Origin of the sequence: Streptomyces sp. NPDC088915 (assembly GCF_044749825.1) — a bacterium.
In the GTDB taxonomy this organism is placed as follows: domain Bacteria; phylum Actinomycetota; class Actinomycetes; order Streptomycetales; family Streptomycetaceae; genus Streptomyces.
Genome location: NZ_JBIVIR010000005.1, coordinates 176,907 through 199,346, shown reverse-complemented (window position 1 = coordinate 199,346; position 22,440 = coordinate 176,907). Strand labels below are relative to the sequence as shown.

The window sequence follows — 22,440 nt, the reverse complement described above, 5'->3', positions numbered from 1 at the left end:
CCCGGCCGTAAGGGCTTGCTCATCCAACAGCGCGCCAGCCCCAGGGCCGCGGTCCCTTTCGCCCTCGTAGGCAATCAACCCTGACCTGCGCTTCGGCCCTCGCCGACGGATCGAGGTCCGCGATCTGCAGGGCGAAGGTCACGAGCCGGAGCTCACGGATTCCGCGGAGGGTCGGGTAGCCGGGCCAGTCCATGACGTCGTACCCGTACTGATCGCAGTACGCCCGGTATCGGTCGATGGATAGGCTCCCGAAGGTGTCGGCCTCGATGGCGGTCGACGTGAGGTCCCATTCCGGGGGGCCGATGGATGTGCGTTCGTAGTCGAGGAGGACAGCCCGTGGCGTCGGCGTCTCGATCACCGCGCAGTTCCCCGTCCAGGCGTCGCCGTGGACCACGCAGTCCCCTCGGCCGTCGGGCAGGTTCCGCCATTGGCCTTCGAGCTCGCGGAGACGATTCAGCAGCCAGGCACGATCTTCCTCAGCCACGGCGCGGGAGGCGGCGAGCCGCTCCTCGATCCGGACGAACGGGTTGAGCCGGCCGATCGCGAAGCTGGGGAGGGGAAGGCAGTGAAGCTGGGCCAAGAGGCTGGCGAGGTCTGCCTCCGTGCCAGCCTCATGCGGAGGAAGGAGTTCCCAGAAGGTGGCCGCTCGACCGCTCACGATCACCGGCTGGTCTATCGCGAGAGGTTCGACCGTGGGCACGCCGGCCGAAGCCAACCATCGCGCCACGGCGACTTCGCGAGCAGCGGCCTCGTCCTGACCGGGCCTGGCGATCCTGACGACGACATCGGAGGCGAGCCTCCACAGTGCGTTCTCGCCCAACCGGATGAGCGTGGCGCCCCGGGCAGAGAAACCTCTCGCCGCCACGGCCTCCGCGAGTACCGTCCGAGACAGCTCGATGTCGGCTGTGGTCATGCCAGTACGGTACCGATCCTGGCTCGGAGCTCGGCGAGCTCCGGCCTCCGGCTGAAGGGGGCGGCGGCCTGCGCGAGGGAGGCGACGTCGGCAGCGGCACGATGGGAGCGCAGGCGCCCGACCTCGTCGAGGGCTTTGGTGGCTACCGCCACAGCGCGATCCGGCTCGCCAGTCGACATCAGCAACGTCGCAAGCTTGGTCCCGGAGAGTGCGCGGGACCGAGCGAATTCCGGGGTGTGGCCTTCGACTGCGCCCTCCAACCGGTGCCTCGCCAGTTCGACGGCGGTCCTGTCTCCCGCGAGCATTGCCACATCGAAAAGTGCGTGCCCCGTGTCGCCCAGGTGCTGGGCGTGGTCGTAGAAGAGCATCCAGGGAGCCTCCTCCCTGAGGCTCTTAGCCCGGGCCAAGATGTCATCGGACAGGCCGATTGCCGCACGGGCCTCCTTGGCTTGCTTCATCTTGGCCAAAGCCCGCGCCCTGGCGTTGTGGAGCATTGCTTGCTCGCGCGGAGTAAGTCGATCGGACCGCACCAGGCCCACTTCCGCGAGCGTGAGGCCCTTCTCCGGTCGACCGCGCCAGATCTCCTGCCTCGCGTGCCAGTTGAGAGCGCTGGCCCGCAGGCTCCAGGCGTCAGCTTCCTCGGCGCACTGGCGCCCCAGCTCCAGGAGCGCGGCAGCCTCGTCGTACTGGAGCCGGTCAAACGCCGCAGCGCCGAGCACAATCGCCAGCCGGCCGACGTCCGTGAACAGGTCCTGCCTAAGCGATGGGGGGCAACTCAGCTCCAGAAGAGCGCGCGCTCTGGCCATCTCCCCTTCGGCGGCACTCTGGACGAGTCCGTCTCCACCGAACCGAGCGTCCCACCGGGACAGGGTGGTGGAGGCGGCCCGGACCTGTTGGATGTCCTCCGCGCGAACCTGTCGCGGACGGGGCGGCCCAGTGGGCAGGGCTGTGGCTGCAACGCCGAGGCCCCCGAGTAAGGTCATCAGCTTGCGGCGGTCCACTGCAGACATCCTCTCTAGGTAGGCGACCGGGATCCCTCCCACCCTGCCCGAGAGCCAGTCTTCCATGCCGCCCATGGCGGGGAGGGTCACGTCCTTGTCCGCATGGGAGTCCTCTTGTCGCTCCTCTTGTTCGACGTACCGCCACAGTCGTGTTAAGGCGCCGCCGGCGTCGAGCGCGACATCGAACTTGGCCGCCAACTGTGCGGTGCACCGCCTCTGGTTCTTCTCAATTCGCTCTACGTACGTGGCGCTGAGCTGCACCAGCTCGCCTAGGGCCTTGGAGGAGAGGTGCCGCACTCGGCGCCAGTTCCGAAGTTCCTTGCCCCACCAGGCTCGCGCCGATTGGTTCTCGTCCAGCAGTACCGGCTTCTGTGCCATGGCTCCCCCTTTCAGCTTCTCCATGCGGACAAGAGGCTTGTCCGCATGGACAGATTCTTTGAATACCCCACTCTGGGCTTCGAGTTCGGCGAAACCGCCAGACTCCACTCACCCGGGCAGGAAGGCCGTGGGTACGACGAAGCCCGGCTCCTCCCAGGGAGGCGCCGGGCCGGCACAGGCGGGCAGGGGTCAGATCGTGCCCTGGTCCACCGCAGCGGTGAAGGCCGCCCATGCGTCGTGGCCCAGGCTGAGCGTGCCGCTGTTGGGCCGCTTGGAGTCACGCACTCGGAGGCCGTCCCCCGCGAACGCGCACTCCACGCACTCATTGTTAGGCGAGCCGCTGTAGGAGCTGGTGAAGTATTCGAGCTGGTCTTCCACGTGTCCTCTACTTACTTGCGAGATGCAGGAATCGATCACGCGCCTCGGCGATGAGGGCCGCCGATGCGGATGGGTCAAGCGCCTCCTGGCGCAGGTAGGCATGGCCGCCTGCGTACTCCTCAAGCGCTTCGGTGTGTTCCAGGAAGACGCCGCCGGTCTGGTGCTCCAGAAAGACGACATCGAGGGCGGGCCCACCGAATCCACCGTAGATCACGTGGCTGCCGAGTCCCGCGCTGTAGACCCCGCCTTCGAAGGGGAGGACCTGGATCGCGATGGTGTCCTGGCTGCCGCGCTTCAGGAGCTGCGACATCTGGGCCGCCATCACCTCGTGGCTGCCGACATTGCGCCATAGCACGGCCTCGTCGAGGAACACCTCGTACCGGGGCGGCACGTCTCGGTCAAGGATCTGCTGCCGCCGCATCCGCAGGCTCAGGCGGTCCCCCAGGTCGTCCTCCGGCAAGGACCAACCTGGAGTCGTCTTGATGGACTTGGCGTAGTCCATCGTCTGCAGCAGGCCGGGGATCACTCCGCCGGCGAGCTGGCGGATGTGGGTCGCCTCATCTTCCAGGGCCAGCAGAAGCCGCATGTGCTCCGGTAGATCACCGCGGTCCATCCACCATCCGCCGGTGTCCTGGCTGTTCTTGGCCAGGTCGACCAGCTCCAGGCGCTCCTCGTCCGATGCCCCGTAGAGCCTGCAGAGCTGATCTACGAGCGGCCACCGCACCTTGGTCTTCGCGCGCTCGTACCGGCTCAGCGTGGCCTTGGAGATCCCTACTCCGGCCCCGGCTTCTTCCCCGGACAGTCCAGACTGCTTCCGGAGGGCTGCCAGACGGATGCCGAGCAGGCGAAGGCGGGTGGTCGGACCTTCCCACCCGGGGACATCAGCCGAGGCGGCTGGCCCTGTCGGTGTCAGCATGGCGTACTCCCCTTACGCGAGTGCCGCCATCCTTCCCGCTCGTACGGGGCGGCCACAAGGCAAGGTACACGGCACGGTTTCGGCAGCGGCATATGCATGATCCGCTCATGCGGACACTCTCACCGTGAGAGTTTCACGGCATGCCGGGCGGCGACATACTCCAGTCGCGCCACCAAGTAACCGGCCGTTCGCACCCCTGCTGACGCTGTGATGCGGCGCCCTTCCCGCACATGCACGTTCCCCGAGCAGTCCGTCGCCTCGTACGCCTGAGGAGCCCCCCATGGCACATGAGCACACCCTCCGGACCCCTGAACGTCCTTCCTCTCGCCTGGCACCGCTCCGGAACGCCGTCGCCGTCTCCCTGCCCAGCTCGCCGGCGTGCGTCCGAACGTCGCGGCAGGTCGCGGCGGAAGCGATGGCACGGTGGGGTGGCATCCCTGCGGCGGTGGCGGCTGACGCGCTCGTCGTCGTGTCCGAGCTGGTGACGAACGCGGTCCTGCACGGCGGTGAGGGCAGCGCCGAGGAGGTCGTCGGGCTGCACATCGAGCACTGCGGCGACGAGCTGGTGGTCGAGGTCACCGACGGGGCCTCGAAGCCGGCCCGTCTCAAGACCGCAGGGGCAGCGGAGACGGGGAGCCGAGGTCTTCTCCTGGTGACGAGGCTGGCCAAAGACTGGGGTGTCAGCGACAAGAACCGCACCACTTGGGCTCGCCTTACGACTCGCCCCCAGGAGCGGGCATGCTGATCGCGCGCAAGGACGAGACCACTCTGCAGTGGCTCCGGACCTCGCTCGCGCGGTCCGTGGCGGACGACCCGCCGGACGACGAGGAGGACCTGCTCGCCGCCATCGACGCGGTCATGGATCCCTGCCACGCGCCGGCGCCCCTGGCAGCGCCGTCCGTGACCGGTGCCCTGCTGGACCGTCTCCCCTTCCGGCCCCGGCGCCGCGAGGAGGTCGTGCTGAAGGCGGGCGCGCTCTCCGAGGAGGACGTGGCCTGGATCGGCTTCCAGCTCAGGCGTGCGACCGAGCCGGCCATCAACCGAGCGACGGTCAGGGTCCGGCCTGTTCCGACCCGGCTGATCGCGCAGGCGCGTGCGCTCCACCAGGGCATGCCCGAGGGCGATGACGCGGTCGGCTACCTGCGCCGTTACGCCCAGGTGCTCCTGGACCTCTTGGACCTGGTGAGGAGTGACACCTCATGACGCCTCCTCTCCCCGTGGTCGTCCACACAGCCCGTTCCTTCCTCTCGTCCCGTTGCCGGAGCATCATGACCGCCGACTTCGAAGCCGCCCCCGACCCGCAGAGCGCCGAGCCGGTCGGCGATCCGACGCTCATCCGGCTCCGGTCGGATCTGGCGGCGCTGGGGCGGCTCGGGAAGCAGTACGACACGGTGTCCGGAGGCGACACGGAGGGCGTGCTGCGGCTGGCGGCGCCCTGGCTGCCGGTCGCCGAGGGGCGTCTGCAGGCCGCGGAGGGCTCGCCTGCCGATCAGGCCCGCTGGCGGAGCCTCATCGACGAGGTGAGCGCCAGCTCCGAAGCCGACTTCGTGACGGCGAACTTGGCTGCGAGGCGCCTGTTGCGGGAGCTGGTGGAGGCGTTCTTGCCGGGGCCGAGCGTGCGCGAGATCGCGGACCGCGTGCGCAGAGGCATTGCCGACGGCGTCCTTCCTCCCGGAACCCTGCTGTCGCGTCTTCGGATCCTGGCGGACGCCGGACTGACTTCGGCCTCCGGAACGCGTGTGGACCTCGCTCTCCAGGACCTCGCGGCCGACGGCCTGGTCATGGTCCGGCACTCGGACCAAGTCCTGGTGGCGGGCAGGAAGGCGTGTGACCAGGTCACCATCGCGGCCGACCTGCTGCGCGCACTGGTGTCCACCGGCGTCTATCCCCTGATGTCGTCCCTGCCCGGCCAGCAGGATCTGTCCCGGCTCCTCGCCGCCGAGAGGTCGATCGTCAGCCGGGCCTTGCACCGGCTGCACGAGGAGGGGTACCTCTCCGTCCAGACCAGCAGGCGAGCGGTGGTCCGCCCGGTGCCGCCGGTCCCGGTGAGCGGGCCGCCCACGCTGGAGGACTTGGTCGGGCGGCTGCGCAGTGCGGCGCCGTCCGGTACGAATCTCGATCGTGCCGGCCTCCGCAAGAGCTGCCGCCGGGCCAAGACCTGGCAGCACCGCCGCTCGGCCCCCGACGCCGAATCGCTGCGGGAGGTGCGCCAGAGCCTGGTCGCCGCCGCTGCGGACCTGCTCCCGCTCGCCGCCCGCCGGCACCCGGGCGACCCGGACGCACACGCCGTCCTCGGGTACACCGTCACCGCCGCGCTGCACGACTGGCCGGCGGAGCGGGAGATCGAGGTCTGGCGTCTGGCGTGCGTGGCCACCGCCGTCCTGGACGTCCTCGACCTCGCGGGGGATGCCGCGTGAGCACCGACCGCCTGCCCCAGCCCCGGAGCGCGATGAGTACCGCCCCGATGCACCCCTACCTCGCGCGCGAGCTGATCGCCCGGGCGGAGAGGGCTGACGAGCACTGGGCCCGGCTGGCCCGGATGCAGCCGGCCGACCAGCTGGTCGGCGCCGGCCGCCACATGGATCACGTCAACTCTGCGTTCCTGGCACGGGCCGTGGCGGACTACGGATGGCCTGGCGTGCCGCTCGTCGGCGAGGAAGGCGCGCGGGCCGCGTGGCGACTTGCCCTTCGCGCCGACACCCGGGCCGACATCCAGCGGCTCGCCTCCCGGCTGATGCACGAGGCCGTGGGCCGGGGCGCCGCCTCTCTGCGGCAGTGGGCTCACCTCTACGACCGGTGTCTCGTCAACGCCGACCTGCCGCAGCTCTACGGCACCCAGTACCGCCTCGGCCCCGACGGGCCCGAGCGGCAGACGGTGTCCGAACCGGCCGTCGACCTCGACGCGCGCCGGGCCGCGGTGGGACTCCCGCCCGCCGGCCTCGCACTGGGGAGGCTGCGCGACCGCCTGACTGCGGCCCCGTGCTTCGGCGCGGCGACGCCCTCTGTTCTCGTGGGCGCGGCATGACCACCGCTGCCGCCCCGGGCGACATCACCCACACCCTCTGATCGAAAGGACTGTCCGATGAGGATCGGTACTGCGGTACTGCTCGCGGGCGCGGCTGTGGCCGGCGTCGGCGTGGCCCGTCTGCGCCAGGAGGCGAAGCACCAGCGGGAACGGGTCGACATCGCCCTCACGCGCAACCAGCTGGACTGGCTGGAGAAGGTCTTCACGGACCCCGGCGTGGCGGCGAAGTGGGCGCCCGCCGGCATGGAGCCCGAGGAGTACATGGGGCTGATGTCCGCCAACCACATGCTCTGCACCCTCAGCCTGCGCGACCGGCTCGGCCTCGTGAGCAAGCACCAGCTCCGCCTCTACGCCTCGATGATCATGGGCAACGAGATGGCCCGGCGGTACTGGGAGAAGTTCGGGCACCTGCGCGCCGAGGAGGCGACAGGAGACCCGCGAGCCGAACGCCTCCACGACACCCTGGACAGGGCCGCGGACGAAGCCGGACGGGCCGGGCGCGAGAACCAGCCCGTTGCCGCCTGACGCCGAGGGGACGTCCCGCGCCGTCCTGACAGCGCGGACCTGAACCGGGGCCTTCCTCATCCGAGGGGGGTGGCGCACCCGTCCGCGCCCCGGCCGCACTTCCGTGGGGGAGTTCGCGGCCGGCCCTCCCCCTCAGCAACGCCGAGGGGCCTGGGCGTACGGCATCTCGCACCCCAAGAGCACCCCTTTCATCCAGATATGCCCCCCGGGAGTGGGGCGGTGCCCTGGCCGACCGCTTGGTGCGGCAGCGGCCGGCAGACGCGGAGGAAACCGATGACCTGGTGGGGGGCGGCGTTCGTCGCCACGTTCTGCGGCGCGGCTCTCTTCCTCGTGGAGATCGTGCCCCGCCTGCCGGGCCGGCGCCCCGGCAACACAGGAGCAGCGCCACTGCCCCACGACGACGAGCACGCCCAAGACGACCAGAAGGGAGCCAGCCCATGAGGGCCTCTTCGACGATCCGCCGGAGCGCCGCCCCGGCGCTCCCCGCAGCGGCCCCCGGCCTGCCCGGTCCCGACCAGGCAGGGGTCGGCGCGCCGCAGCTCTCCCGCGCCCGCGGAGCAGGTGCGGGTCCCGACCTGCCGATGCTCCTCACCCTCCGCGAGGAGCTGCGCTCGGGCGTCTGGCGGCCCGGGACGGTACGCACCCAGGCCGGCCTGCGGACCCGCTTCGGCGAGACCCAGCTCATGGCCACGGCCGTGACCCGTGTCCTGCGTGACGAGGGCCTGGTCGCGCTCGACGGGTTTCCCGGTGTGCGGGCCCTCGGGCCCGCAGGCCAGCCGCCGCACCGCGCCGGCACCGCGACCGACCTGGTCGTGGAGGCGATCCGGCAGCGGCTCACCGACCACACCTACCAGCCCGGCGAGCGGATGCCGTCCCAGCAGGCTCTCGCCGTGGAACTCGACACGTCACGCACGACGGTCCAGCTGGCCTTGGTCCAGCTGAGGCTGGAGGGCCTGCTGCGCCCGAACCAGACGTCCGAGACGCCCGGGACGTACGTCCTCGATCCGTCGCGGGAAGCCCGGGAGGCTCTTCTCCTGGCCGACCTGCGGGTGGCGATGCGCCGGGGCGGGTGGACGCGGGCGGAGTACCCCGACGTCGTCGAGCGCACGCTCCACGTTCTCGTCGGCTCCGCCGCACGAGCGGGGGGTGAGCCGTGACCGACGTCTTCACCGTGATCGTCGCCCTGCTGACGCTCGGCCTGGCCGGGTTGAGCGTCCGGCTCAGGCAGAAGAAGCCCGCGGCGGCCGGACCCCGACGAGACCGCCGACGTCCTCGTCTACCGCGCCGCCTCCCCGTTCTCGACTTCGGAGTGACCGTGCCTCTTCTCTCTCTCCGCCGACCGGCGGACCCGTCCGTCGTACGGACGGCGACCATGCTGACAGCCGACATCGACGCGCTGCGGCCGGTGACCGGCCGGCGCACCGACTGGCCGGCGGAGGCCATCGAGGGTGCCTTCCGCCGCGTCTACACCTCGACGCAGCCGTGGCTCAGCCTGGCCCGGACCCGGCGCGACACGACGGACTCGCCGGCCGACCGGGCCCGGTGGGACGTGTGGATCGCGGCGCTCACCCCTCCCGAGCACTCCATCCGGGGCACCTACGCCCAGGCATGCGTCCTCGTCGCCCAGGGCCGGGAGATGCTGCGGGCGCTGCGCGAGACGCTCGCCCCCTGCCCCTCGGTCGGGTCGGTCGCCAAGGAGATCGACCGGCTCATCCAGGCAGGGGCTCTGAAGCCCGCCGCACGGGTTCCCCGCAGATCGCTGGCCAGGCGCCTGCGGGTGCCGGCCGTGTACGTCGACCTGGCGCTCGCGGACCTGGCCGAAAGGAAGCTGGTGGAGATCCGCGCCAGCGGGAGCGCCGTCGTCCTGGACGCCGGCGCCCGCGCGAGTGCTCCCGGTCTCCAGCAGAGCCCCGCCATAGACGAGACCTCGGCGGGAGCGGCATGACCGCCCTCACGCCCTCGCTCGTCACGGCTTCTCTGCCGCCCCTGGAACGGCAGGTCCTGGAGCTGATCGCCGACGGCCACAGGGACCCGGAAGTGGTGGCCCGGCTCGGGCTGGGAACCGTCGCGCGCGTGCGGTACCGCCTCAACCAGATCGCCCGGCGCTTCGGTCTGGAGGCCGTGGTCCGGCCGCAGCTCGTCCACCACGGCTACGCCTGCGGCGCTGTGCCACCGCCCCCGCTGCTCCACCCGCTCCTCCTAGACGCGGACGCGTTCGACCTGATCCGGGCGCTCGCCGCAGGCAAGACCCTCACCGCCTACGCACGCCGGCGGGCAATGACCTCCTACCAGGCGACCTACCTGATGGAGAGGACCTCCGCCAGGCTCACGGCCACGACGCGGCCTTCGCTGATCCGGCACGCCTGGCAGCGGCAGATCCTCGGCCCCAGCCCGTTCGCCGCCGACCTCGCCGCCCTGCACGCCCAGCGCCCGCGCCTGCCGGAGACCGGGCGGGGGCTGATCGTGCCCCTGCTCAGCGGCTACCGCCTGGCGGCACCGGCCACCGGGCGCTCCCCCACCCGGCACCTCGACATCGCCGACGGCGAGGAAGCGCTCGTCGCCGCCCGCTTCCTCGCCGACCGCGAGGGCTACGCCCCCCTGTGGATCGTGAAGCCCTCGCGGCCCGGCCTGCCGTACCGCGTGAGCTGGGGCCGGCGGGACGCGGCGGCCCAGCCGCGGCACGGCTTTGCCGCCGACCCGGTCCTCAGCCCCGATCGCCTCCGGTCCGCCTGACCCCGGCCGCGTCCGGCCTCGCTCGCCTCCGTCCCCTTCCCTGCTCCTTCTCGTTCAAGGACTGCCTCATGTGCCAGCACCAACCCGCCTGCCCCACCGCCGACTCCGCCGACCGGGAGGCGGCCGTGTCCGTCGCGAGCCACCCCGAGCAGGGCTGGACCCTGCTGTGCAACGGTGTCCTGCTCTTCGAGGACACCGGCGAGCTGCTGCCCGACGGCCGGATCATCGCCCCGCACCGCCCCACGACGGCGGTGGCCGCGTGACCGCCCTGCCCTACATCCCCCGCCAGCACACCGCTGCCCCCGCGCTCGCCGCCGGCCCGCGGATCGAGGACCACGGACTGCTGGGCGACCAGAAGGGCAGCGCCCTGGTCCGCCGGGACGGCACCGTCGTCTGGCTGTGCATGCCGCGCTTCGACTCCCCCGCCGTCTTCGCGAGCCTCCTGGGCACCGAGGAACACGGCTTCTGGCAGATCGCACCCGCCTGCCTCATGGACGGCACCACTATCCCGGGCTCGGGCCGCCGGTACGTGGGCAACACCCTCGTCCTGGAGACCACGTGGGCCTGCGACAGCGGCACGGCCACCGTCCGCGACTTCATGGTGCCCGGCGGCGGGTCCCCGCGCCTGGTGCGGATCGTGACCGGCGTGACCGGGGCGGTGGCCATGCGGTCGCTGCTGCGGGCCCGCCCGGACTACGGACGCACCGTGCCCCGGATCGCCGCCTTCGACCGCCGGCACGCCATCGACCTCCCCCAGGGCGAAGACGCCCGGCTGTGGCTCGACGCCGACGCCCACGTACGCGCCGAAGGCGCCGATCTCGTCGCGGACTTCACCGTCACCGCGGGCGAGACGGTCGCCTTCGGGCTCTCCTGGCGGGAGGGCGTGGACAGCCCGCCGCCCGTCCCCGTCGACGACGCCCTGCTGGCCTTCACCCTCGACTTCTGGGAAGCGTGGGCGGCCCGCTGCACCTACACCGGCCCGGACCGCGAGGCGGTCGTCCGCTCCCTGCTCACCCTGGGCGCCCTGATCTACGCCCCGACGGGCGCGATCGTGGCCGCCCCGACCACCTCCCTGCCGGAGGAGATCGGCGGCACCCGCAACTTCGACTACCGCTTCGGCTGGCTGCGCGACGGCGCCTTCGCCGCCGGCACCCTCCGCCGGTACGGATACCTGCGCGAGGCGGTCTCCTGGGCAATGTGGGCGGGGCAGGCCGCCGCCCGCGCCGGCCGCCTGCAGATCATGTTCGGTGTCGGCGGCGAGACGGAGCTTCCCGAGCGGGAACTGGACTGGCTGCCGGGGTACGAGGGATCGAAGCCGGTCCGTATCGGCAACGCCGCCGCGGACCAGCTCCAGGTCGACGTCTACGGCGACCTCGCCATGGAGCTCCACGAGCTCGCCCTGGCGGACGGCAGCTGGGCCCGGCGTCTCGGTGCCCTCGTCGTCGCCCTCGCCACCGAGCTGGAGCAGGTCTGGCACCGGCCGGATTCGGGCATCTGGGAGATGCGGGGGCCCGAACAGCACTTCACCCACTCCAAGATGATGGCCTGGGCGACCGTCGACCGGGCCGTCCGCACCATCGAGGCCGGCCACGCCGACGGCCCGCTGGACCGGTTCCGGGCGCTGCGCGACAAGATACACGCCGAGGTGTACAAGCACGGCTACGACTCCGACCTCGGCTCCTTCACCCAGTCCTACGGGTCGCGCAAGGTGGACGCCTCGCTCCTGCACGGCCTGCTCTCCGGCTTCCTGCCCGCCGACGACAAGCGCTTCATCGGCACCGTCGAGGCGGTCCAGCGCGAGCTGGGCACCGACGACGGGTTCCTCCTGCGCTACCGGACCCACGCCGGCGAGGTCGGACCCGACGGATTCGCCGGTGAAGAGGGCCGGTTCCTGATCTGCACCGGGTGGCTGTCCGAGGCCCTCGCCGCGATCGGCCGGCCCGACGACGCCCGCACCGCCCTGGCCAGCCTGCTCGCCGTCCGCAACGGGCTCGGCCTGCTCGCCGAGGAGTACGACCCCGCCACCGGCCGCCAGCTCGGCAACTTCCCGCAGGCGTTCAGCCACATCGCCCACCTCGACGCGACCGCCGAAATCACGGCCCTCGACGCCTGCGGCATCCCCGAGCCGGCGGGAGCGGAGTCGTGACGACCAGGACCCGACCGCGTCCGGTGCTGAGCCGCTGGGACCTGCCGCACTGGATGCCGGACAGCAGCCAGACCCTGCCCGTCCGCTGCGGCGAGGACTTCACCGCGATCCGCGTCCCGGCCGACCTCGCCCGTCCGGCGCTGACCGCGCTGGGGCTGCGCACCGGCCCCGTCCTCGCCAACAAAACCACGAAGACCTGGCACTTCCTCCTGCCGTCCCACTCCGTCCTCCCGGCCGACTGGCCCCCCGGCGTGCGGGTCATGCCGAAGGGCCGGTCCATAGGCATCCCCCCGCTGACCACGACCGGCGGCCTGGACGTCCACTGGGCCGTTCCCCCCGGCCTGGGCTCCACCTCGCCCGCCGACCTGCACCGCGTGCTGCGCGACCCCCGGCTCCTGACCGCCGGCGGTGCTCCCGGGCCGGCCGAACCGCCGGGCACCGCGGCGGCGCCGGTCCGCGCAGCCGCCCCGTCCACGCCGCGCCCGCTCACCCCGGCCCAGCGGGACGTCGGACGGCTGCTGCTCACCGGGGCGTCGGACGCGCAGATCGCCGAGGAGCTGGGCCTGCCGGTCGGGATCGTCCGCCGGCACCTGACCTGGATCGGCCGCCGCTTCGGCGCCCCGACCGCCGCCCGCAGGGCCGCCGCCCTGCTCGCGGGCGGCCACGTCTCTCCGCCTCCGGTGTCGATGCTCGCCCCGGACCTCGCCGAGACCGACCTCGCCGTCCTGCGCGTCCTCGCCGGCCTCGCCACGGACGACGGCCTTCCCGACGAACTGCGGCCCGCCGGCCCGTTCCTCGACCGCGTCGACGAGCTGCGTGAGCGGTGCGGCGCCCGCAGCGACCCGCACCTCATCGCCCTGGCCGCCTTCTGGGAACTCCTTCCCGGCATCCACCCCGCTCCCGGAAAGGAGCAACTGCCATGATCCGCAAGGCACGCTTACCCGTTCCCGCCCTCAGAGGCGGGTGGTCCGCCCTCGATCTCCTCGAAACCGTGCCCGGCCTCATGCTCCTCGGGATGAACGCCGCCGGTCTCGCCCTGACCGGAAGCCTGGTCGCCGACGAGATCGGCAGCCCTCGCGGGCTCGCCGCCGCGTCCGTGCCGGACCTGGAGCCGCACGCCGAAGAGCAGCCGCAGCACGACGCGGCCAACGCCACGGCAGGCACCAGCACCCGCACCTACCGCTACGAGCCCGACGCGCCGCGGCCCGCCCCCCAGGACGTTCCGCTGACCGGCGGCACCCTCCGCGGGAAGGGCTGATCGTGACCCCCGATCCGTTCGCCCCCTACATCGGCGACCGGCCGCCCACGCTGGAGGAGCTGGACCGGGAGCTGGCGAAGACCGCCGCCGAACACCCGGCCGTCTGCACCCTCCGCGAGATCGGCCGCTCCCGCGCCGGCCGCCCCATGACCCTGCTGACCCTGCCCGGCGGCCCCAAGCAGGTCCTCGTCATCGGCGCCCCGCACCCGAACGAGCCGATCGGGCTCGCGGTGATCCCGGCGCTCGCCCGGTACCTCGCCGAGCACCCCCAGGCCCGGGAGAAGGTCTCCTGGCACCTCGTGGGATGCGCCGACCCCGACGGCGTCGCCGCCAACCAGGACTGGTGGTCGACGACCTGGCCGCCGACGCTGGAGCCGTACCACCGCGGCATGTACCGGCCCGTGGCCGCCGCTCAGCCCGAGTGGACCTTCCCCACCCCCGCCTTCGACGCGACCCTGCCCGAGACACTCGCCCTCATGAGGGTGATCGACGACGTGCGGCCGGCACTGACCGTCTCGCTGCACGGAAGCGACACCGGCGGCGTGTGGGCGATGGCCTCCCGCGCCGAACCCGCCCTCCCCCAGATCATGGCAGTTCTGGCGGCCCGGTACGGCCTGCGTGTCGAGGAGACCCCGTCGGACTGCATCGGCCTGCCCTCCTTCGGAGCAGGCGCATACCTCCTGGCACCTCCTGCCCCCGCCGAGACGGACGGTCCCCCCGGCGGGAGCGACGACCGCGAGTGGGACCCGGCCGGATCCAGCAGCGCCCACTACACCGCCCGGCACGGCGGCCTCGGCCTCTTCCCGGAGGTCCCGATGTGGGCTTCCGCCCCCATCAGGCTCTCCCCCCAGGAGGCCGTCGGCGTCCTCGAAGACGCCCGCTGCGTGCTCGGCGACCTCATCACCGAGTACGCGGCGGTCTCGGAAGAGGACACCGTGTTCCTGGCCTCCTCGAAGGAGATCCGCTCGATCACCCTCCTGATGATCCGGCAGATCCAGGAGAACCCCGAGGCCGGCCGGGACCAGGACCTCGTCCTCCTCGTCCCGGCACGCGCCGCGGGCATGCTCCTGCGGCACGCTGACCAGCTCCTCGCCGCCGCCCCGGAGTGCGAACAGCTCCAGGCCCTGCGCGCGAAGACCGAGGCCGTCCTTCTCTCCTGGTGCCACCGGGCGGAAAAGACCCTCCGGCCCCGGCCCGTGCCGCTGCCGCGTACGGCCGGCTACCAGGCCGAGATGGTCCTGGCCACGGCGGGACTGCTTTCAGCAGCGCCTCCTCATGTCCCTGGACCGGAGGGCCGGGCGTGACCCGCCGCACCGTGATGGCCATCGGCGTGCTTGTCCTCTTGCCGCCCCCGGGGATGCTGTGGCGCGCGCTCGCCCGGTGTCTGCCGGGAAAGGGTGCCGGGGGTATTGCAGCCGTTCAGCGAAGCTCAGTGAACGGCTGGTGCACCGGGCAGCGCGTGCTGCCACTGGGCTGGTTCCATCGCGGTGGCGGCGTCCGCGAGGCTGCGGGCGGAGTCGGTCTTCAACGCGGCGTGACACCTTTCGATCTTGCCGTCGGTGCGGTAGCCGGTCGCCCGGTACTCCAAGGCGCGATAGAGGCAGTCCAGTTTGTCGGCGTCACGGGCGCACCTGGCTTCGAGGGTCTCTCCGGCTTCGAACTCCTCGACGGCCGCTGTCACCGCGTCTCCGAAGGCCGGGTGGGCCCCGGCCACTTGGTCGGCTGTCACCTTCCGGGGGTCGGCGGTCGTGACGTAGCGGCGGGTGACCGGCGTCTGGTCGCCGATGCGGGTCTCGTGAAGGTCGTGGAGCGTGCACAGCAGGGCGGTGCGGGCGGGGTCGGCGCCTTCCATCGCGGCCAGTGCGACGCCGATGACGGTGGTGCGGTGGCTGTGCTCGGCGACGGTCTCGGTGGCGGAGAGGGGGACGCCGTCGTAGGGCCAGCCGGTGCGCGGCTGGTTGCGCAGGGCCCCGGCCTCGAAAAGAAGGGCGGCTGTTGCGGCGGTCTCGGCGTCGGTGGGCGTGTGCTCGGGCACGTGATGGCTCCTGGCGGTGCGTCAGTTCGTCTGCTGGAGAAGGTAGTGGACCGATTCGATGTCGTGGCGCGATACCGGCGACAGGGCCCTCGCGTCAAGCAGTTCGACGGCGCGCTCCCTCAGGTGCCGGGCGGAGGCGGGATCGGCGAGCGGAAGCCAGGGGTGGAGGCGGAGCAGGGTGTGGAGGGAGTGCACGTACAGGTCGACGGTGCCGGGCGCGTCGTGGAGCGAGCCGGCCAGCTGCTGGAACAGGTGGGGCGGATTCCACGCGGTCGGGTCCGGCCTGTGGAGGAAGTCGTCGTCCGGCTGGGTGGATGGCATGGAGCCCAGCCAGTAGGCCCAGTAGGCGAGGTTGGCGAGCTCACTGTGCTGGTCGACGGCCAGGGCGTCGACGAAGTCGTACAGGGGCACGGGGTCGCCCCGGCGGGCGGCGACCGTCGCGGCGGTGCGGGCCTCGATCCACCGCGGCGTGTAGGCGCGCAGTGCCAGGGCCGGGCGCATGGTGCGCAGCGCCTGCTCGGCCCAGTCCTCGGCGTCGGGGGCTGGGTCGTAGGAGGCGAGGTAGAGGCTCTGGCGGCGCAGGAGCAGTCCTCGTTCCCCTGCTCGACCGGCGCTTTCCGTGGTCCGGCGAAGCTGGGCGAAGAAGGCTGCCCGGTCGGCGGCCGAGAGCTGGGGGCCGGCAGGGGCCGGGCCGCGGCGCCGGCGGTTGGCGTGCGGCTGCAGGGCGGGCGGGATGATGCCACGTACCGCCCAGGCGACCAGGTGCGCCGTCTCGCGGGACTGAACCCAGCCCGCCAGCGGGTGGTCGGCGGGGTCGGCCGAGGGGTGCAGCACGGCGGTGAGGATCCGGTCGGCGTCCATCGCGGCGTCCAGCCAACCGAGCAGGGATCCGTCAGCGCCCAGGGGCGCCAAGGTCCGGCGCAGCTGCAGCAGGTCCATCGCGCGGATGTTGCCGAGCGGCCGGCGTCCGCTCTCCCAGCCCTGGACGGTACCGAGGTCGATGCCCAGACGCTCGGCCAGAGCGGTCTGCGGGAGGGGGATGCTCTCGCGCAGCATCCGAAGGACGAACCCCGAGACCACGCCGATGCCGGTCCGGCCCCCGCTCCCCATGGCGGTCCTTTCCGATCGTCCCGGCTGTGCCCGCAGGGGCAAACCCGTACCAGGAGTGAGTCTTTTTCAAATTGCGCTCTTCCTAGGCTAGTTCGGCGAGCCGAACCGCCGTAGCGGTTCGAAGCATCGGCCGATGCGCGCAGCGCGATGCCGACCCCGTTCGATGCCCGGTCGTCCGGGTGCCGTTACCCGATTCCCTGTTCTTGCTTCCGGTCCGTCGTGCCCGTACGGGCAGCGACGGGGCCGGTCGACCGTTCGAGAGGAGATCGACGTGCAGCCTTCGTTGGATCGGGCGAACTCCGCGCCGCCCGGCACCGCCAGGCCCAGTGGGCCGACCTGGCTGGTGACTCCCGGTATCACGCCCGCGCGTTTCGCCACGGCTGTCGGCTCCGGTGCCGAGGTGGTGCTCCTCGACCTGGAGGACTCGGTGCCGGCCGGGTCCAAGGCGGATGCGCGGGCGGCCGTGCTGCCGTTCGCCGGTGCCCGGACTCGGCAGTCCGGCGGGCCCCTGCTGGGTGTGCGGATCAACGCGGTAGGCGGCGCGGAGGGTCTGCGGGACCTTGCCGCCATGGCTGGGGAGGGGCTGTGGCCGGACCTCATCGTGGTCCCCAAGGTGGAGTCGGGCCGCGAGATCGAGGCCGTCGTGCAGGCCGCGCGCGGGGCGCAGGCGGCACCGAAGGTCTGGGCGCTGATCGAGTCCCCGCGGGGAGTCGTCGGACTGGCCGGCATCGTGCGCACCCCGGGCCTGGCGGGCGTGCTCTTCGGCGCGGCCGACTACGCGGCGGCGGCCGGGTGCCGGCTCACGTCCCGGGCGATGTGGTACCCGCGCGCTCAGCTCGTCACTGAGGCCGCCGCCGCCGGGATTCCGGCCGTGGACTCCCCTTTCTTCTCCCTCGACGACCACGACGGGCTGCGGCGGGACGCCCTGGAGGCGGTCGAGCTGGGCTTCACGGGCAAGGTCGCGGTCCACCCGCGCCAGCTGAGCGTCATCGCGCAGGCGTTCGCTCCGAGCCCGCGCGAGCTGGAGGCCGCTCGTGCGGTGCTCGACGCCGCCTCCTCGGCGGCGAATACGGGGGCTGCCATCACCACGGCGGACGGGGTGATGGTGGGGCCGCCGCTCGTCGAGGCCGCCCTCGCCGTCGTCCGCCGAGCCGGTCACCGCCCCGCCGTCACCACCACCTCTGTCACGAAAGCGAGCTGATGATGCAGAAGCAGCAGCCCTCGTTGCCCGTCCCGGCCGGGTTCCGCCAGGTGAAGGACGGCCGCCTCCGGGAGGTCGTCGGCCTGGGCCTGGACGACCTCGTCCCCGGCCTGGTCATCGAGCACCGGCCGGCCAGGACGGTGACCGAGGCCGAGCACGTCCAGGTCCTCGCGCTGATGGGCAACGAGGCGCCCATCCACTCCGACATCGAGTACTGCCACAGCACCGGCCACCCTCGGGTTCTGGTGTGCGGGATGCTCACCCTCAACGTCGTGCTCGGCATGACGGTCCGCACGACCAGCGGCATGACCACCGGCAACCTCGCCCTGGACGAGGTCAGGTGGATGGTGCCCGTCCACGTGGGCGACACCCTGTCCGCGCGCAGCACCGTCCTGTCCGCCCGCCGCTCGAACAGCCGCCCCGACCAGGGCATCGTCACCTGCCGGGTCGACGGGTTCAACCAGCGAGGCGAGCTGGTCGTCACCGGCACCCGCACCTTCTTCGTCCCCGCCGCCCCGGACGTCGTCCGCGACGCCACCGGCTACTAGAAGAAGAGGGGAGCCACCATGGACGTGGAGTTCACCGCGGCCGACGACGCCCAGTGGGAGGAGTACGACGCTCTGGCCCGCCGCGCCTACGGCCAGCCGGTGCCCGACATCGCCCGCCTGGGGCCGTACGCGGACCGGCGGGTGGCGGTGCGCGGCGGGCGGGTCGTCGCCGGGGGCATGGGCATGCTCGTGCCGCAGTGGTTCGGCGGCCGGCCGGTGCCCGCCGCGAGCATGGGCTGCGGCTGCGTCGCCCCAGAGGAGCGCGGCGACCGCCTCGCCGCCCGCCTCGCTCAGGAGCGGATGCGCGCCCTGCGGGACCAGGGCGCGGTCCTCGCCACGCTGTGGACGGCCTCCAACGGCTACGTGCGGCGGCTGGGCTGGGAGGCCCCGGCGCAGGTGTTCTCCTGGACGGTGCCCACCGCCGCCCTCAAGCAAGCCGCCGCCGACACGATGGAGATCACCCACGGCGACACCGCGCAGCTCGCGGAGCTGCGGGACCGGCTGGCCGGGCGGTGGAACGGGCCGTGGCAGCGACCCCCGTGGTGGGGCGCCTGGCAGCAGGAGCGGCACCCGGACCTGGAGACCTACGCGTTCGCCGGGCACGGGCGGGAGGCGAGCGGTGTCCTGGCGACGGCGACGCAGCGCACCCCGGGCGGGCGGCAGCTGGTCGTGCACGACTTCTGGGCCGCCGACGCGCCGACCGCCGACGCGATGCTCGCCTTCCTCGGACGGCATCACGGCCGCACCGCCACCGTGATGTTCGAGCGCACCGGCCTGCCGCCCGGCCCGCTGCTGCAGCAGCGCCTCGCGAACGTCGGTACGGCGACGGCCAGAGCCTGGCACCCGTGGATGCTGCGCGTCCTCGACCCCGCCCGTGCCGTCGAGCTGCGCGGCTGGCCCGGGCACCTGGACGACGAGATCGTGCTCGACCTCGCCGACCTGGACGGCGCCGGATTCAGCCGCCACACCCTGAGCATCAGCGCCGGCAGCGCCCGCCTCACCCCCGGTGGCGCGCAGCGCGGCCGTACCGCCGATGTCACCCTGACGATGGGGCAGTTCGCGCTCTGGTACGCCGGCGGCTACCGCAGTCCGGCCGCCGCCGCGATGGCGGGCCTGCGCGGAGAGGACTCCGTCCTCGCCCGCCTGCTGGCCGCCACCGCCGACCGGGAGCCGTGGCTCGCCGACTACTTCTGACCCTCGCACCCCGCCCGGCATCCGGCCGTTGAACCGGCAGGAACCGCCGCACGCCCCGCACACCCGCGTGTACGGCCCCACCGAATCCACCCGCCCCCCGTTCGGAGACCTACCGTCATGACGACCGCCAAGCCCACCAAGCCCTTCCCGCCCGAGCTGCGCGCCTGGGTCGCCGGCCACCTGCCCGGCCTGGACGCGGACGAAGACCGTTCCTGGCCGCGCAGCACCTCCCTCGTGTGGCGCGTAAGCGCGGCCGGCCGGGACGCCTACGTGAAGATCAGCCCCAGCGACCTCGACTTCGAGCGCGAAGTCGCCGGATACGCCTTCACCGCGGCGCACCTGAGCGAGACGGAGACGCCGCGGCTGCTGGCCTGCGACCGGGGCCTGCGCGCGATCCTCAGTACGCCGCTGCCCGGCCGCGTCGTGCGGGACCTGCCGCTGGAGGCCGGCGCCGAGCTGCGTCTGTACGAGGACGCCGGGCGGCTGCTGCGCCGCTGGCACGACGCGTCCGAGCCCGGCACGGACGCGGACCGGGCGGTGGTGCGGTCCGACATGGAGGCCAAGGCCCGAGAGGCCGCCGACTGCCTGGAGGAGGTCGCGCCGCACCTGGCCGCCGACCGGCTCGCCCTGGTCGAGGCCGCGTCGAAGGAACTCCCCGGACTCGCCGAGCAGCTGCCGCTGGTCTACCGGCACGGCGACTACGAGACCCGGAACTGGCTGTACGACGAGGCCACCGGTCGTCACGGGCTGATCGACTTCGCGATGGCCGCGCACGGTGTCGCCGCGTCCGAGTTCGTGTGGCTGTGCGGCGCGGTCTGGTCCGTCCGCCCGGAGCTGCGCGAGGCGTACTTCGCGGGCTACGGCCGGCCGCTGTCGGCCGAGGAGGACCGCCTTCTACGTCTGCTGACTGTCCGCCTCGGCGTGTCCTACCTGCGCAACGGCCTGGCCAAGGGCCGCGATGAGCTCGTGGCGCGCGGCCACCTCGTCCTGGACCGGATGGCCGCACCCCGGCCGTAGTCCGCACCGCGCGGACCCGGCACCCGCCCGGGTTCGGGTCCGCGCTCTTTCTTCCTCTGTCTCGCAGCGATCCGGATCAGGAGGTGCTTGGTGAATCTCGTTCCCGGCCTGCCCGCTCACGCCGCGTCTGCCGTGTGGGGCGGCGTCCCGCAGCCGCTGCGCGCCGCCGTCGAGTCCGCTGCCGGACCCGTCCTCAACGCCGTCGAGGCTCCCGCGGGCAGGACCGCCTGGCTGCGCCTGTCCCTGGATGTCCCCGGGCGCCGGCTGTTCCTCAAGGCCACTCCACTGTTCCACCGCCACGCGCCCACTCTGGACACCGAGGCGTGCCTCGCACCCGCCGTCCGCGCGCTCGCGCCCCAGCTGCTGCACCACGGCATCGCCGGCGCCTGGCGGTGGCTGCTGTTCGAGCACGTCCCCGGCCGGGCCGCCGACCTGTCCCCGGGCTCGGCGGACCGTGACGCCGCCGCCGGCGCCCTGCGACGCCTCGCGGCCCTGTCGGCCCCCGCCGCCGCCACGCTTCGGGTTGAGGACCGCTGGGCGCACCTCGGCGCGGGCCTGGACCTCGGTCTGCTGGCCGGTGACCGGCTCGTGCACACCGACCTGAACGAGGGGAACATCCTCGTTCAAGGCGGCAGTGCCGTCCTGCTGGACTGGGCGTGGCCCGGCCGGGGAGCCGGGTGGCTGAGCGCCGGGTTCCTGCTCGCGCAGCTGATCGACGCCGGTACCCCCGCGACGGACGCCGAGGCGTGGGCCCGCCAGGCGCTGCCCGGCTGGGCCGCCGCCCCCACCGACGCCGCCGACACCTTCGTCACCGCGCTCGTCCGGCGCCGGGCCGAGCAGGTCGCCACCTGTCCTCCGGCTCGCCGCGCCGAGCGGGAGGGACAGCTGCGCTCCGCCGTGACCTGGCACCGCTCCCGCACCTGAACCGCTCCCCTTCTCCCGCCCCGTCGAACGGAGAACCATGTCCCACACCCCTGTCCGCAGGCCCGCCGCCGAACCGGCGAACGTGCAGGTGCCGATCGCCTACGTCGAGGACCTGATGGCCCGGGCCTGCACGGCCGCGGGCGTCGGCGACAGCGCGGCCCGCCTGGTGGCCGCCCACTTCCTGACCGGAGAACTGCGCGGCAAACCGTCCCACGGGCTGGCGAAGTTCGCCTTCGAATCGCGGTTCTTCCCCGAGCGGCAGGCCCCGCCCGAGATCGTCCGCGAGCGCGGGGCGTTCGCCGTCATCGACGCGCACCGTGAGATCGGACCGCTCAGCGCCGGTTTCGCGACCACTGCGGCCATCGAGCGGGCCCGTCGTCTCGGCGTCGGTCTGGTCGGGGTCATCAACTCCCAGCGCTACGGCGTCCTGTCCACGTTCACCGAGGCCATCGCCGCACAGGGCCTGGTCGGCATCGCCGCCAACACCTCCCGGGCCGAAGCCGTCCCGGCCGGCGGCGCCACCCCCGTCCTCGGCGTCAACCCCCTCTCCTTCGCCCTGCCCACCCTCGGCGAGCCCCTGAGCGCGGACATGGGCACCACGCTGGCGCCGATGGGCGTGCTGTGGGAGCACCGCCGCTCGGGCCGGCCTCTGCCCGAAGGGTGCTTCGTCGACGCCGACGGCCGCACCACCCGCGACCCCCACGCCGCGTCCTCCGCGATCGTCTTCGGCGACCACCGCGGCCTCGCCCTGTCCCTGCTCATCCAGGCCCTGACCGGCTCCGTGTTCGGCTTCCCCATGGGAGACGACGTCGACTCCACCTGGACCACCGGATACGCCTTCCTCGCCCTCGACCCCGCCTTCGCCGCCCCCGACAAGGACGCGGCCACCGCGAACACGCGCCTCGCCGACCGGCTACGGGACGCGGCGACGGCCGACGGCACCTGGCGCGTGCCCGGCGACCAGGGCCGCGCCCTCGAAGCCGCCGCCCGCGAGAAGGGCACCATCCCCGTCCCCGGGCCGCTGCTCGCCCGCCTGTCCGCCCGCGCGGCCGGCGACTTCACCTCCGACTGAACCCCAGGAGACCGACTTGACCCGCTTGCAGTTCCACTGGTTCCTGCCGACCGGCAGCGACGGCCG

The 22,440-nt window shown here is 72.8% G+C and carries 26 protein-coding genes; 20 read left to right on the top strand and 6 right to left on the bottom strand.

Annotated features, from left to right (window positions below; translation table 11 throughout):
• Positions 1 to 19 precede the first annotated feature (19 nt).
• The 4 genes from ACIP5O_RS11360 to ACIP5O_RS11345 form a co-directional block, all read right to left on the bottom strand.
• Positions 20 to 913 (bottom strand): phosphotransferase family protein, encoded by an 894-nt coding sequence (locus ACIP5O_RS11360; protein ID WP_401291414.1) that lies wholly within the window; start codon positions 911 to 913, stop codon positions 20 to 22.
• Positions 910 to 2,316 carry a helix-turn-helix domain-containing protein gene (locus tag ACIP5O_RS11355; RefSeq protein WP_401291411.1) on the bottom strand — a complete coding sequence of 469 codons (1,407 nt, stop codon included), beginning with the start codon at positions 2,314 to 2,316 and terminating at the stop codon, positions 910 to 912. Before ACIP5O_RS11355 ends, ACIP5O_RS11360 begins: the two co-directional genes overlap by 4 nt.
• A gap of 165 nt (positions 2,317 to 2,481) precedes the next feature.
• Entirely contained in the window at positions 2,482 to 2,670 is a 189-nt protein-coding gene (locus ACIP5O_RS11350; RefSeq protein ID WP_401291409.1) for a DUF397 domain-containing protein, read from the bottom strand.
• Positions 2,671 to 2,677: 7 nt separating this feature from the next.
• Positions 2,678 to 3,586 (bottom strand): helix-turn-helix domain-containing protein, encoded by a 909-nt coding sequence (locus ACIP5O_RS11345; protein ID WP_401291406.1) that lies wholly within the window; start codon positions 3,584 to 3,586, stop codon positions 2,678 to 2,680.
• 280 nt (positions 3,587 to 3,866) lie between these two features.
• Here ACIP5O_RS11345 and ACIP5O_RS11340 point away from each other — a divergent pair, with 280 nt between their 5' ends.
• The 14 genes from ACIP5O_RS11340 to ACIP5O_RS11275 all read left to right on the top strand — a co-directional run bounded on the left by ACIP5O_RS11340 (position 3,867) and on the right by ACIP5O_RS11275 (position 14,577).
• A complete protein-coding gene (locus ACIP5O_RS11340; protein WP_401291403.1) occupies positions 3,867 to 4,331 on the top strand; it encodes an ATP-binding protein in 465 nt (154 codons plus the stop codon).
• A complete protein-coding gene (locus tag ACIP5O_RS11335; protein ID WP_401291400.1) occupies positions 4,325 to 4,789 on the top strand; it encodes a hypothetical protein in 465 nt (154 codons plus the stop codon). The genes ACIP5O_RS11340 and ACIP5O_RS11335 overlap by 7 nt, the downstream gene beginning before the upstream one ends.
• 65 nt (positions 4,790 to 4,854) lie before the next feature.
• Positions 4,855 to 6,003, top strand: a complete 1,149-nt coding sequence (locus ACIP5O_RS11330) for a GntR family transcriptional regulator (RefSeq protein WP_401291397.1) — start codon at positions 4,855 to 4,857, stop codon at positions 6,001 to 6,003.
• A complete protein-coding gene (locus ACIP5O_RS11325; protein ID WP_401291395.1) occupies positions 6,000 to 6,611 on the top strand; it encodes a DUF6624 domain-containing protein in 612 nt (203 codons plus the stop codon). The genes ACIP5O_RS11330 and ACIP5O_RS11325 overlap by 4 nt, the downstream gene beginning before the upstream one ends.
• 57 nt (positions 6,612 to 6,668) lie before the next feature.
• Positions 6,669 to 7,136 (top strand): DUF6082 family protein, encoded by a 468-nt coding sequence (locus tag ACIP5O_RS11320; protein ID WP_401291393.1) that lies wholly within the window; start codon positions 6,669 to 6,671, stop codon positions 7,134 to 7,136.
• Between the two features lie 273 nt (positions 7,137 to 7,409).
• Complete coding sequence (locus ACIP5O_RS11315; RefSeq protein WP_401291390.1) at positions 7,410 to 7,577, top strand: hypothetical protein; 168 nt, start codon at positions 7,410 to 7,412, stop codon at positions 7,575 to 7,577.
• Complete coding sequence (locus ACIP5O_RS11310; protein WP_401291387.1) at positions 7,574 to 8,293, top strand: winged helix-turn-helix domain-containing protein; 720 nt, start codon at positions 7,574 to 7,576, stop codon at positions 8,291 to 8,293. Before ACIP5O_RS11315 ends, ACIP5O_RS11310 begins: the two co-directional genes overlap by 4 nt.
• A 215-nt stretch (positions 8,294 to 8,508) precedes the next feature.
• Positions 8,509 to 9,081: a hypothetical protein gene (locus ACIP5O_RS11305; RefSeq protein WP_401291385.1), complete on the top strand. Its 573-nt coding sequence runs from the start codon at positions 8,509 to 8,511 to the stop codon at positions 9,079 to 9,081.
• Positions 9,078 to 9,869: a hypothetical protein gene (locus ACIP5O_RS11300; protein ID WP_401291383.1), complete on the top strand. Its 792-nt coding sequence runs from the start codon at positions 9,078 to 9,080 to the stop codon at positions 9,867 to 9,869. The genes ACIP5O_RS11305 and ACIP5O_RS11300 overlap by 4 nt, the downstream gene beginning before the upstream one ends.
• A 68-nt stretch (positions 9,870 to 9,937) precedes the next feature.
• On the top strand, positions 9,938 to 10,132 hold the full coding sequence (locus ACIP5O_RS11295; protein ID WP_401291381.1) for a DUF5999 family protein: 195 nt from the start codon (positions 9,938 to 9,940) through the stop codon (positions 10,130 to 10,132).
• A 5-nt stretch (positions 10,133 to 10,137) separates the two neighbouring features.
• The gene (locus ACIP5O_RS11290) at positions 10,138 to 12,015 is read left to right on the top strand and encodes a glycoside hydrolase family 15 protein (RefSeq protein WP_401291947.1); all 1,878 of its coding nucleotides are present in this window, start codon (positions 10,138 to 10,140) and stop codon (positions 12,013 to 12,015) included.
• Positions 12,012 to 12,938, top strand: a complete 927-nt coding sequence (locus ACIP5O_RS11285; RefSeq protein ID WP_401291379.1) for a hypothetical protein — start codon at positions 12,012 to 12,014, stop codon at positions 12,936 to 12,938. Before ACIP5O_RS11290 ends, ACIP5O_RS11285 begins: the two co-directional genes overlap by 4 nt.
• A complete protein-coding gene (locus tag ACIP5O_RS11280) occupies positions 12,935 to 13,273 on the top strand; it encodes a hypothetical protein (RefSeq protein ID WP_401291376.1) in 339 nt (112 codons plus the stop codon). The genes ACIP5O_RS11285 and ACIP5O_RS11280 overlap by 4 nt, the downstream gene beginning before the upstream one ends.
• Positions 13,274 to 13,275: 2 nt before the next feature.
• Positions 13,276 to 14,577 (top strand): M14 family zinc carboxypeptidase, encoded by a 1,302-nt coding sequence (locus ACIP5O_RS11275; protein WP_401291374.1) that lies wholly within the window; start codon positions 13,276 to 13,278, stop codon positions 14,575 to 14,577.
• Between the two features lie 125 nt (positions 14,578 to 14,702).
• Here the strand turns inward: ACIP5O_RS11275 and ACIP5O_RS11270 are convergent, their stop codons facing one another.
• Together ACIP5O_RS11270 and ACIP5O_RS11265 are read right to left on the bottom strand one after the other, a co-directional pair.
• Complete coding sequence (locus tag ACIP5O_RS11270; protein ID WP_401291371.1) at positions 14,703 to 15,308, bottom strand: HD family hydrolase; 606 nt, start codon at positions 15,306 to 15,308, stop codon at positions 14,703 to 14,705.
• A gap of 21 nt (positions 15,309 to 15,329) precedes the next feature.
• Positions 15,330 to 16,418: a helix-turn-helix domain-containing protein gene (locus ACIP5O_RS11265; RefSeq protein ID WP_401291369.1), complete on the bottom strand. Its 1,089-nt coding sequence runs from the start codon at positions 16,416 to 16,418 to the stop codon at positions 15,330 to 15,332.
• Positions 16,419 to 16,689: 271 nt separating this feature from the next.
• Between ACIP5O_RS11265 and ACIP5O_RS11260 the strand changes: the two genes are divergently transcribed.
• The 6 genes from ACIP5O_RS11260 (at position 16,690) to ACIP5O_RS11235 (ending at position 22,374) form a co-directional block, all read left to right on the top strand.
• Entirely contained in the window at positions 16,690 to 17,619 is a 930-nt protein-coding gene (locus tag ACIP5O_RS11260) for an HpcH/HpaI aldolase/citrate lyase family protein (protein ID WP_401291368.1), read from the top strand.
• Positions 17,619 to 18,167 carry a MaoC family dehydratase gene (locus tag ACIP5O_RS11255; protein WP_401291365.1) on the top strand — a complete coding sequence of 183 codons (549 nt, stop codon included), beginning with the start codon at positions 17,619 to 17,621 and terminating at the stop codon, positions 18,165 to 18,167. Before ACIP5O_RS11260 ends, ACIP5O_RS11255 begins: the two co-directional genes overlap by 1 nt.
• An 18-nt stretch (positions 18,168 to 18,185) precedes the next feature.
• The gene (gene eis / locus ACIP5O_RS11250; protein WP_401291363.1) at positions 18,186 to 19,361 is read left to right on the top strand and encodes an enhanced intracellular survival protein Eis; all 1,176 of its coding nucleotides are present in this window, start codon (positions 18,186 to 18,188) and stop codon (positions 19,359 to 19,361) included.
• Between the two features lie 117 nt (positions 19,362 to 19,478).
• Positions 19,479 to 20,378 (top strand): aminoglycoside phosphotransferase family protein, encoded by a 900-nt coding sequence (locus tag ACIP5O_RS11245; protein ID WP_401291361.1) that lies wholly within the window; start codon positions 19,479 to 19,481, stop codon positions 20,376 to 20,378.
• Positions 20,379 to 20,468: 90 nt separating this feature from the next.
• Complete coding sequence (locus ACIP5O_RS11240; protein ID WP_401291358.1) at positions 20,469 to 21,302, top strand: hypothetical protein; 834 nt, start codon at positions 20,469 to 20,471, stop codon at positions 21,300 to 21,302.
• A 37-nt stretch (positions 21,303 to 21,339) separates the two neighbouring features.
• Positions 21,340 to 22,374, top strand: coding sequence for an Ldh family oxidoreductase (locus tag ACIP5O_RS11235; RefSeq protein WP_401291357.1), 1,035 nt, complete (start codon positions 21,340 to 21,342; stop codon positions 22,372 to 22,374).
• Positions 22,375 to 22,440 lie beyond the last annotated feature (66 nt).

Excerpts from the sequence above, each read along its gene's own strand:
- ACIP5O_RS11360 (WP_401291414.1), bottom strand. The coding sequence starts at position 913 with ATGACCACAGCCGACATCGAGCTGTCTCGGACGGTACTCGCGGAGGCC.
- ACIP5O_RS11355 (WP_401291411.1), bottom strand. The coding sequence starts at position 2,316 with ATGGAGAAGCTGAAAGGGGGAGCCATGGCACAGAAGCCGGTACTGCTG.
- ACIP5O_RS11345 (WP_401291406.1), bottom strand. The coding sequence starts at position 3,586 with ATGCTGACACCGACAGGGCCAGCCGCCTCGGCTGATGTCCCCGGGTGG.
- ACIP5O_RS11340 (WP_401291403.1), top strand. The coding sequence starts at position 3,867 with ATGGCACATGAGCACACCCTCCGGACCCCTGAACGTCCTTCCTCTCGC.
- ACIP5O_RS11335 (WP_401291400.1), top strand. The coding sequence starts at position 4,325 with ATGCTGATCGCGCGCAAGGACGAGACCACTCTGCAGTGGCTCCGGACC.
- ACIP5O_RS11330 (WP_401291397.1), top strand. The coding sequence starts at position 4,855 with ATGACCGCCGACTTCGAAGCCGCCCCCGACCCGCAGAGCGCCGAGCCG.
- ACIP5O_RS11320 (WP_401291393.1), top strand. The coding sequence starts at position 6,669 with ATGAGGATCGGTACTGCGGTACTGCTCGCGGGCGCGGCTGTGGCCGGC.
- ACIP5O_RS11315 (WP_401291390.1), top strand. The coding sequence starts at position 7,410 with ATGACCTGGTGGGGGGCGGCGTTCGTCGCCACGTTCTGCGGCGCGGCT.
- ACIP5O_RS11310 (WP_401291387.1), top strand. The coding sequence starts at position 7,574 with ATGAGGGCCTCTTCGACGATCCGCCGGAGCGCCGCCCCGGCGCTCCCC.
- ACIP5O_RS11305 (WP_401291385.1), top strand. The coding sequence starts at position 8,509 with ATGCTGACAGCCGACATCGACGCGCTGCGGCCGGTGACCGGCCGGCGC.
- ACIP5O_RS11300 (WP_401291383.1), top strand. The coding sequence starts at position 9,078 with ATGACCGCCCTCACGCCCTCGCTCGTCACGGCTTCTCTGCCGCCCCTG.
- ACIP5O_RS11295 (WP_401291381.1), top strand. The coding sequence starts at position 9,938 with ATGTGCCAGCACCAACCCGCCTGCCCCACCGCCGACTCCGCCGACCGG.
- ACIP5O_RS11280 (WP_401291376.1), top strand. The coding sequence starts at position 12,935 with ATGATCCGCAAGGCACGCTTACCCGTTCCCGCCCTCAGAGGCGGGTGG.
- ACIP5O_RS11265 (WP_401291369.1), bottom strand. The coding sequence starts at position 16,418 with ATGGGGAGCGGGGGCCGGACCGGCATCGGCGTGGTCTCGGGGTTCGTC.
- ACIP5O_RS11255 (WP_401291365.1), top strand. The coding sequence starts at position 17,619 with ATGATGCAGAAGCAGCAGCCCTCGTTGCCCGTCCCGGCCGGGTTCCGC.
- eis (WP_401291363.1), top strand. The coding sequence starts at position 18,186 with ATGGACGTGGAGTTCACCGCGGCCGACGACGCCCAGTGGGAGGAGTAC.
- ACIP5O_RS11245 (WP_401291361.1), top strand. The coding sequence starts at position 19,479 with ATGACGACCGCCAAGCCCACCAAGCCCTTCCCGCCCGAGCTGCGCGCC.
- ACIP5O_RS11235 (WP_401291357.1), top strand. The coding sequence starts at position 21,340 with ATGTCCCACACCCCTGTCCGCAGGCCCGCCGCCGAACCGGCGAACGTG.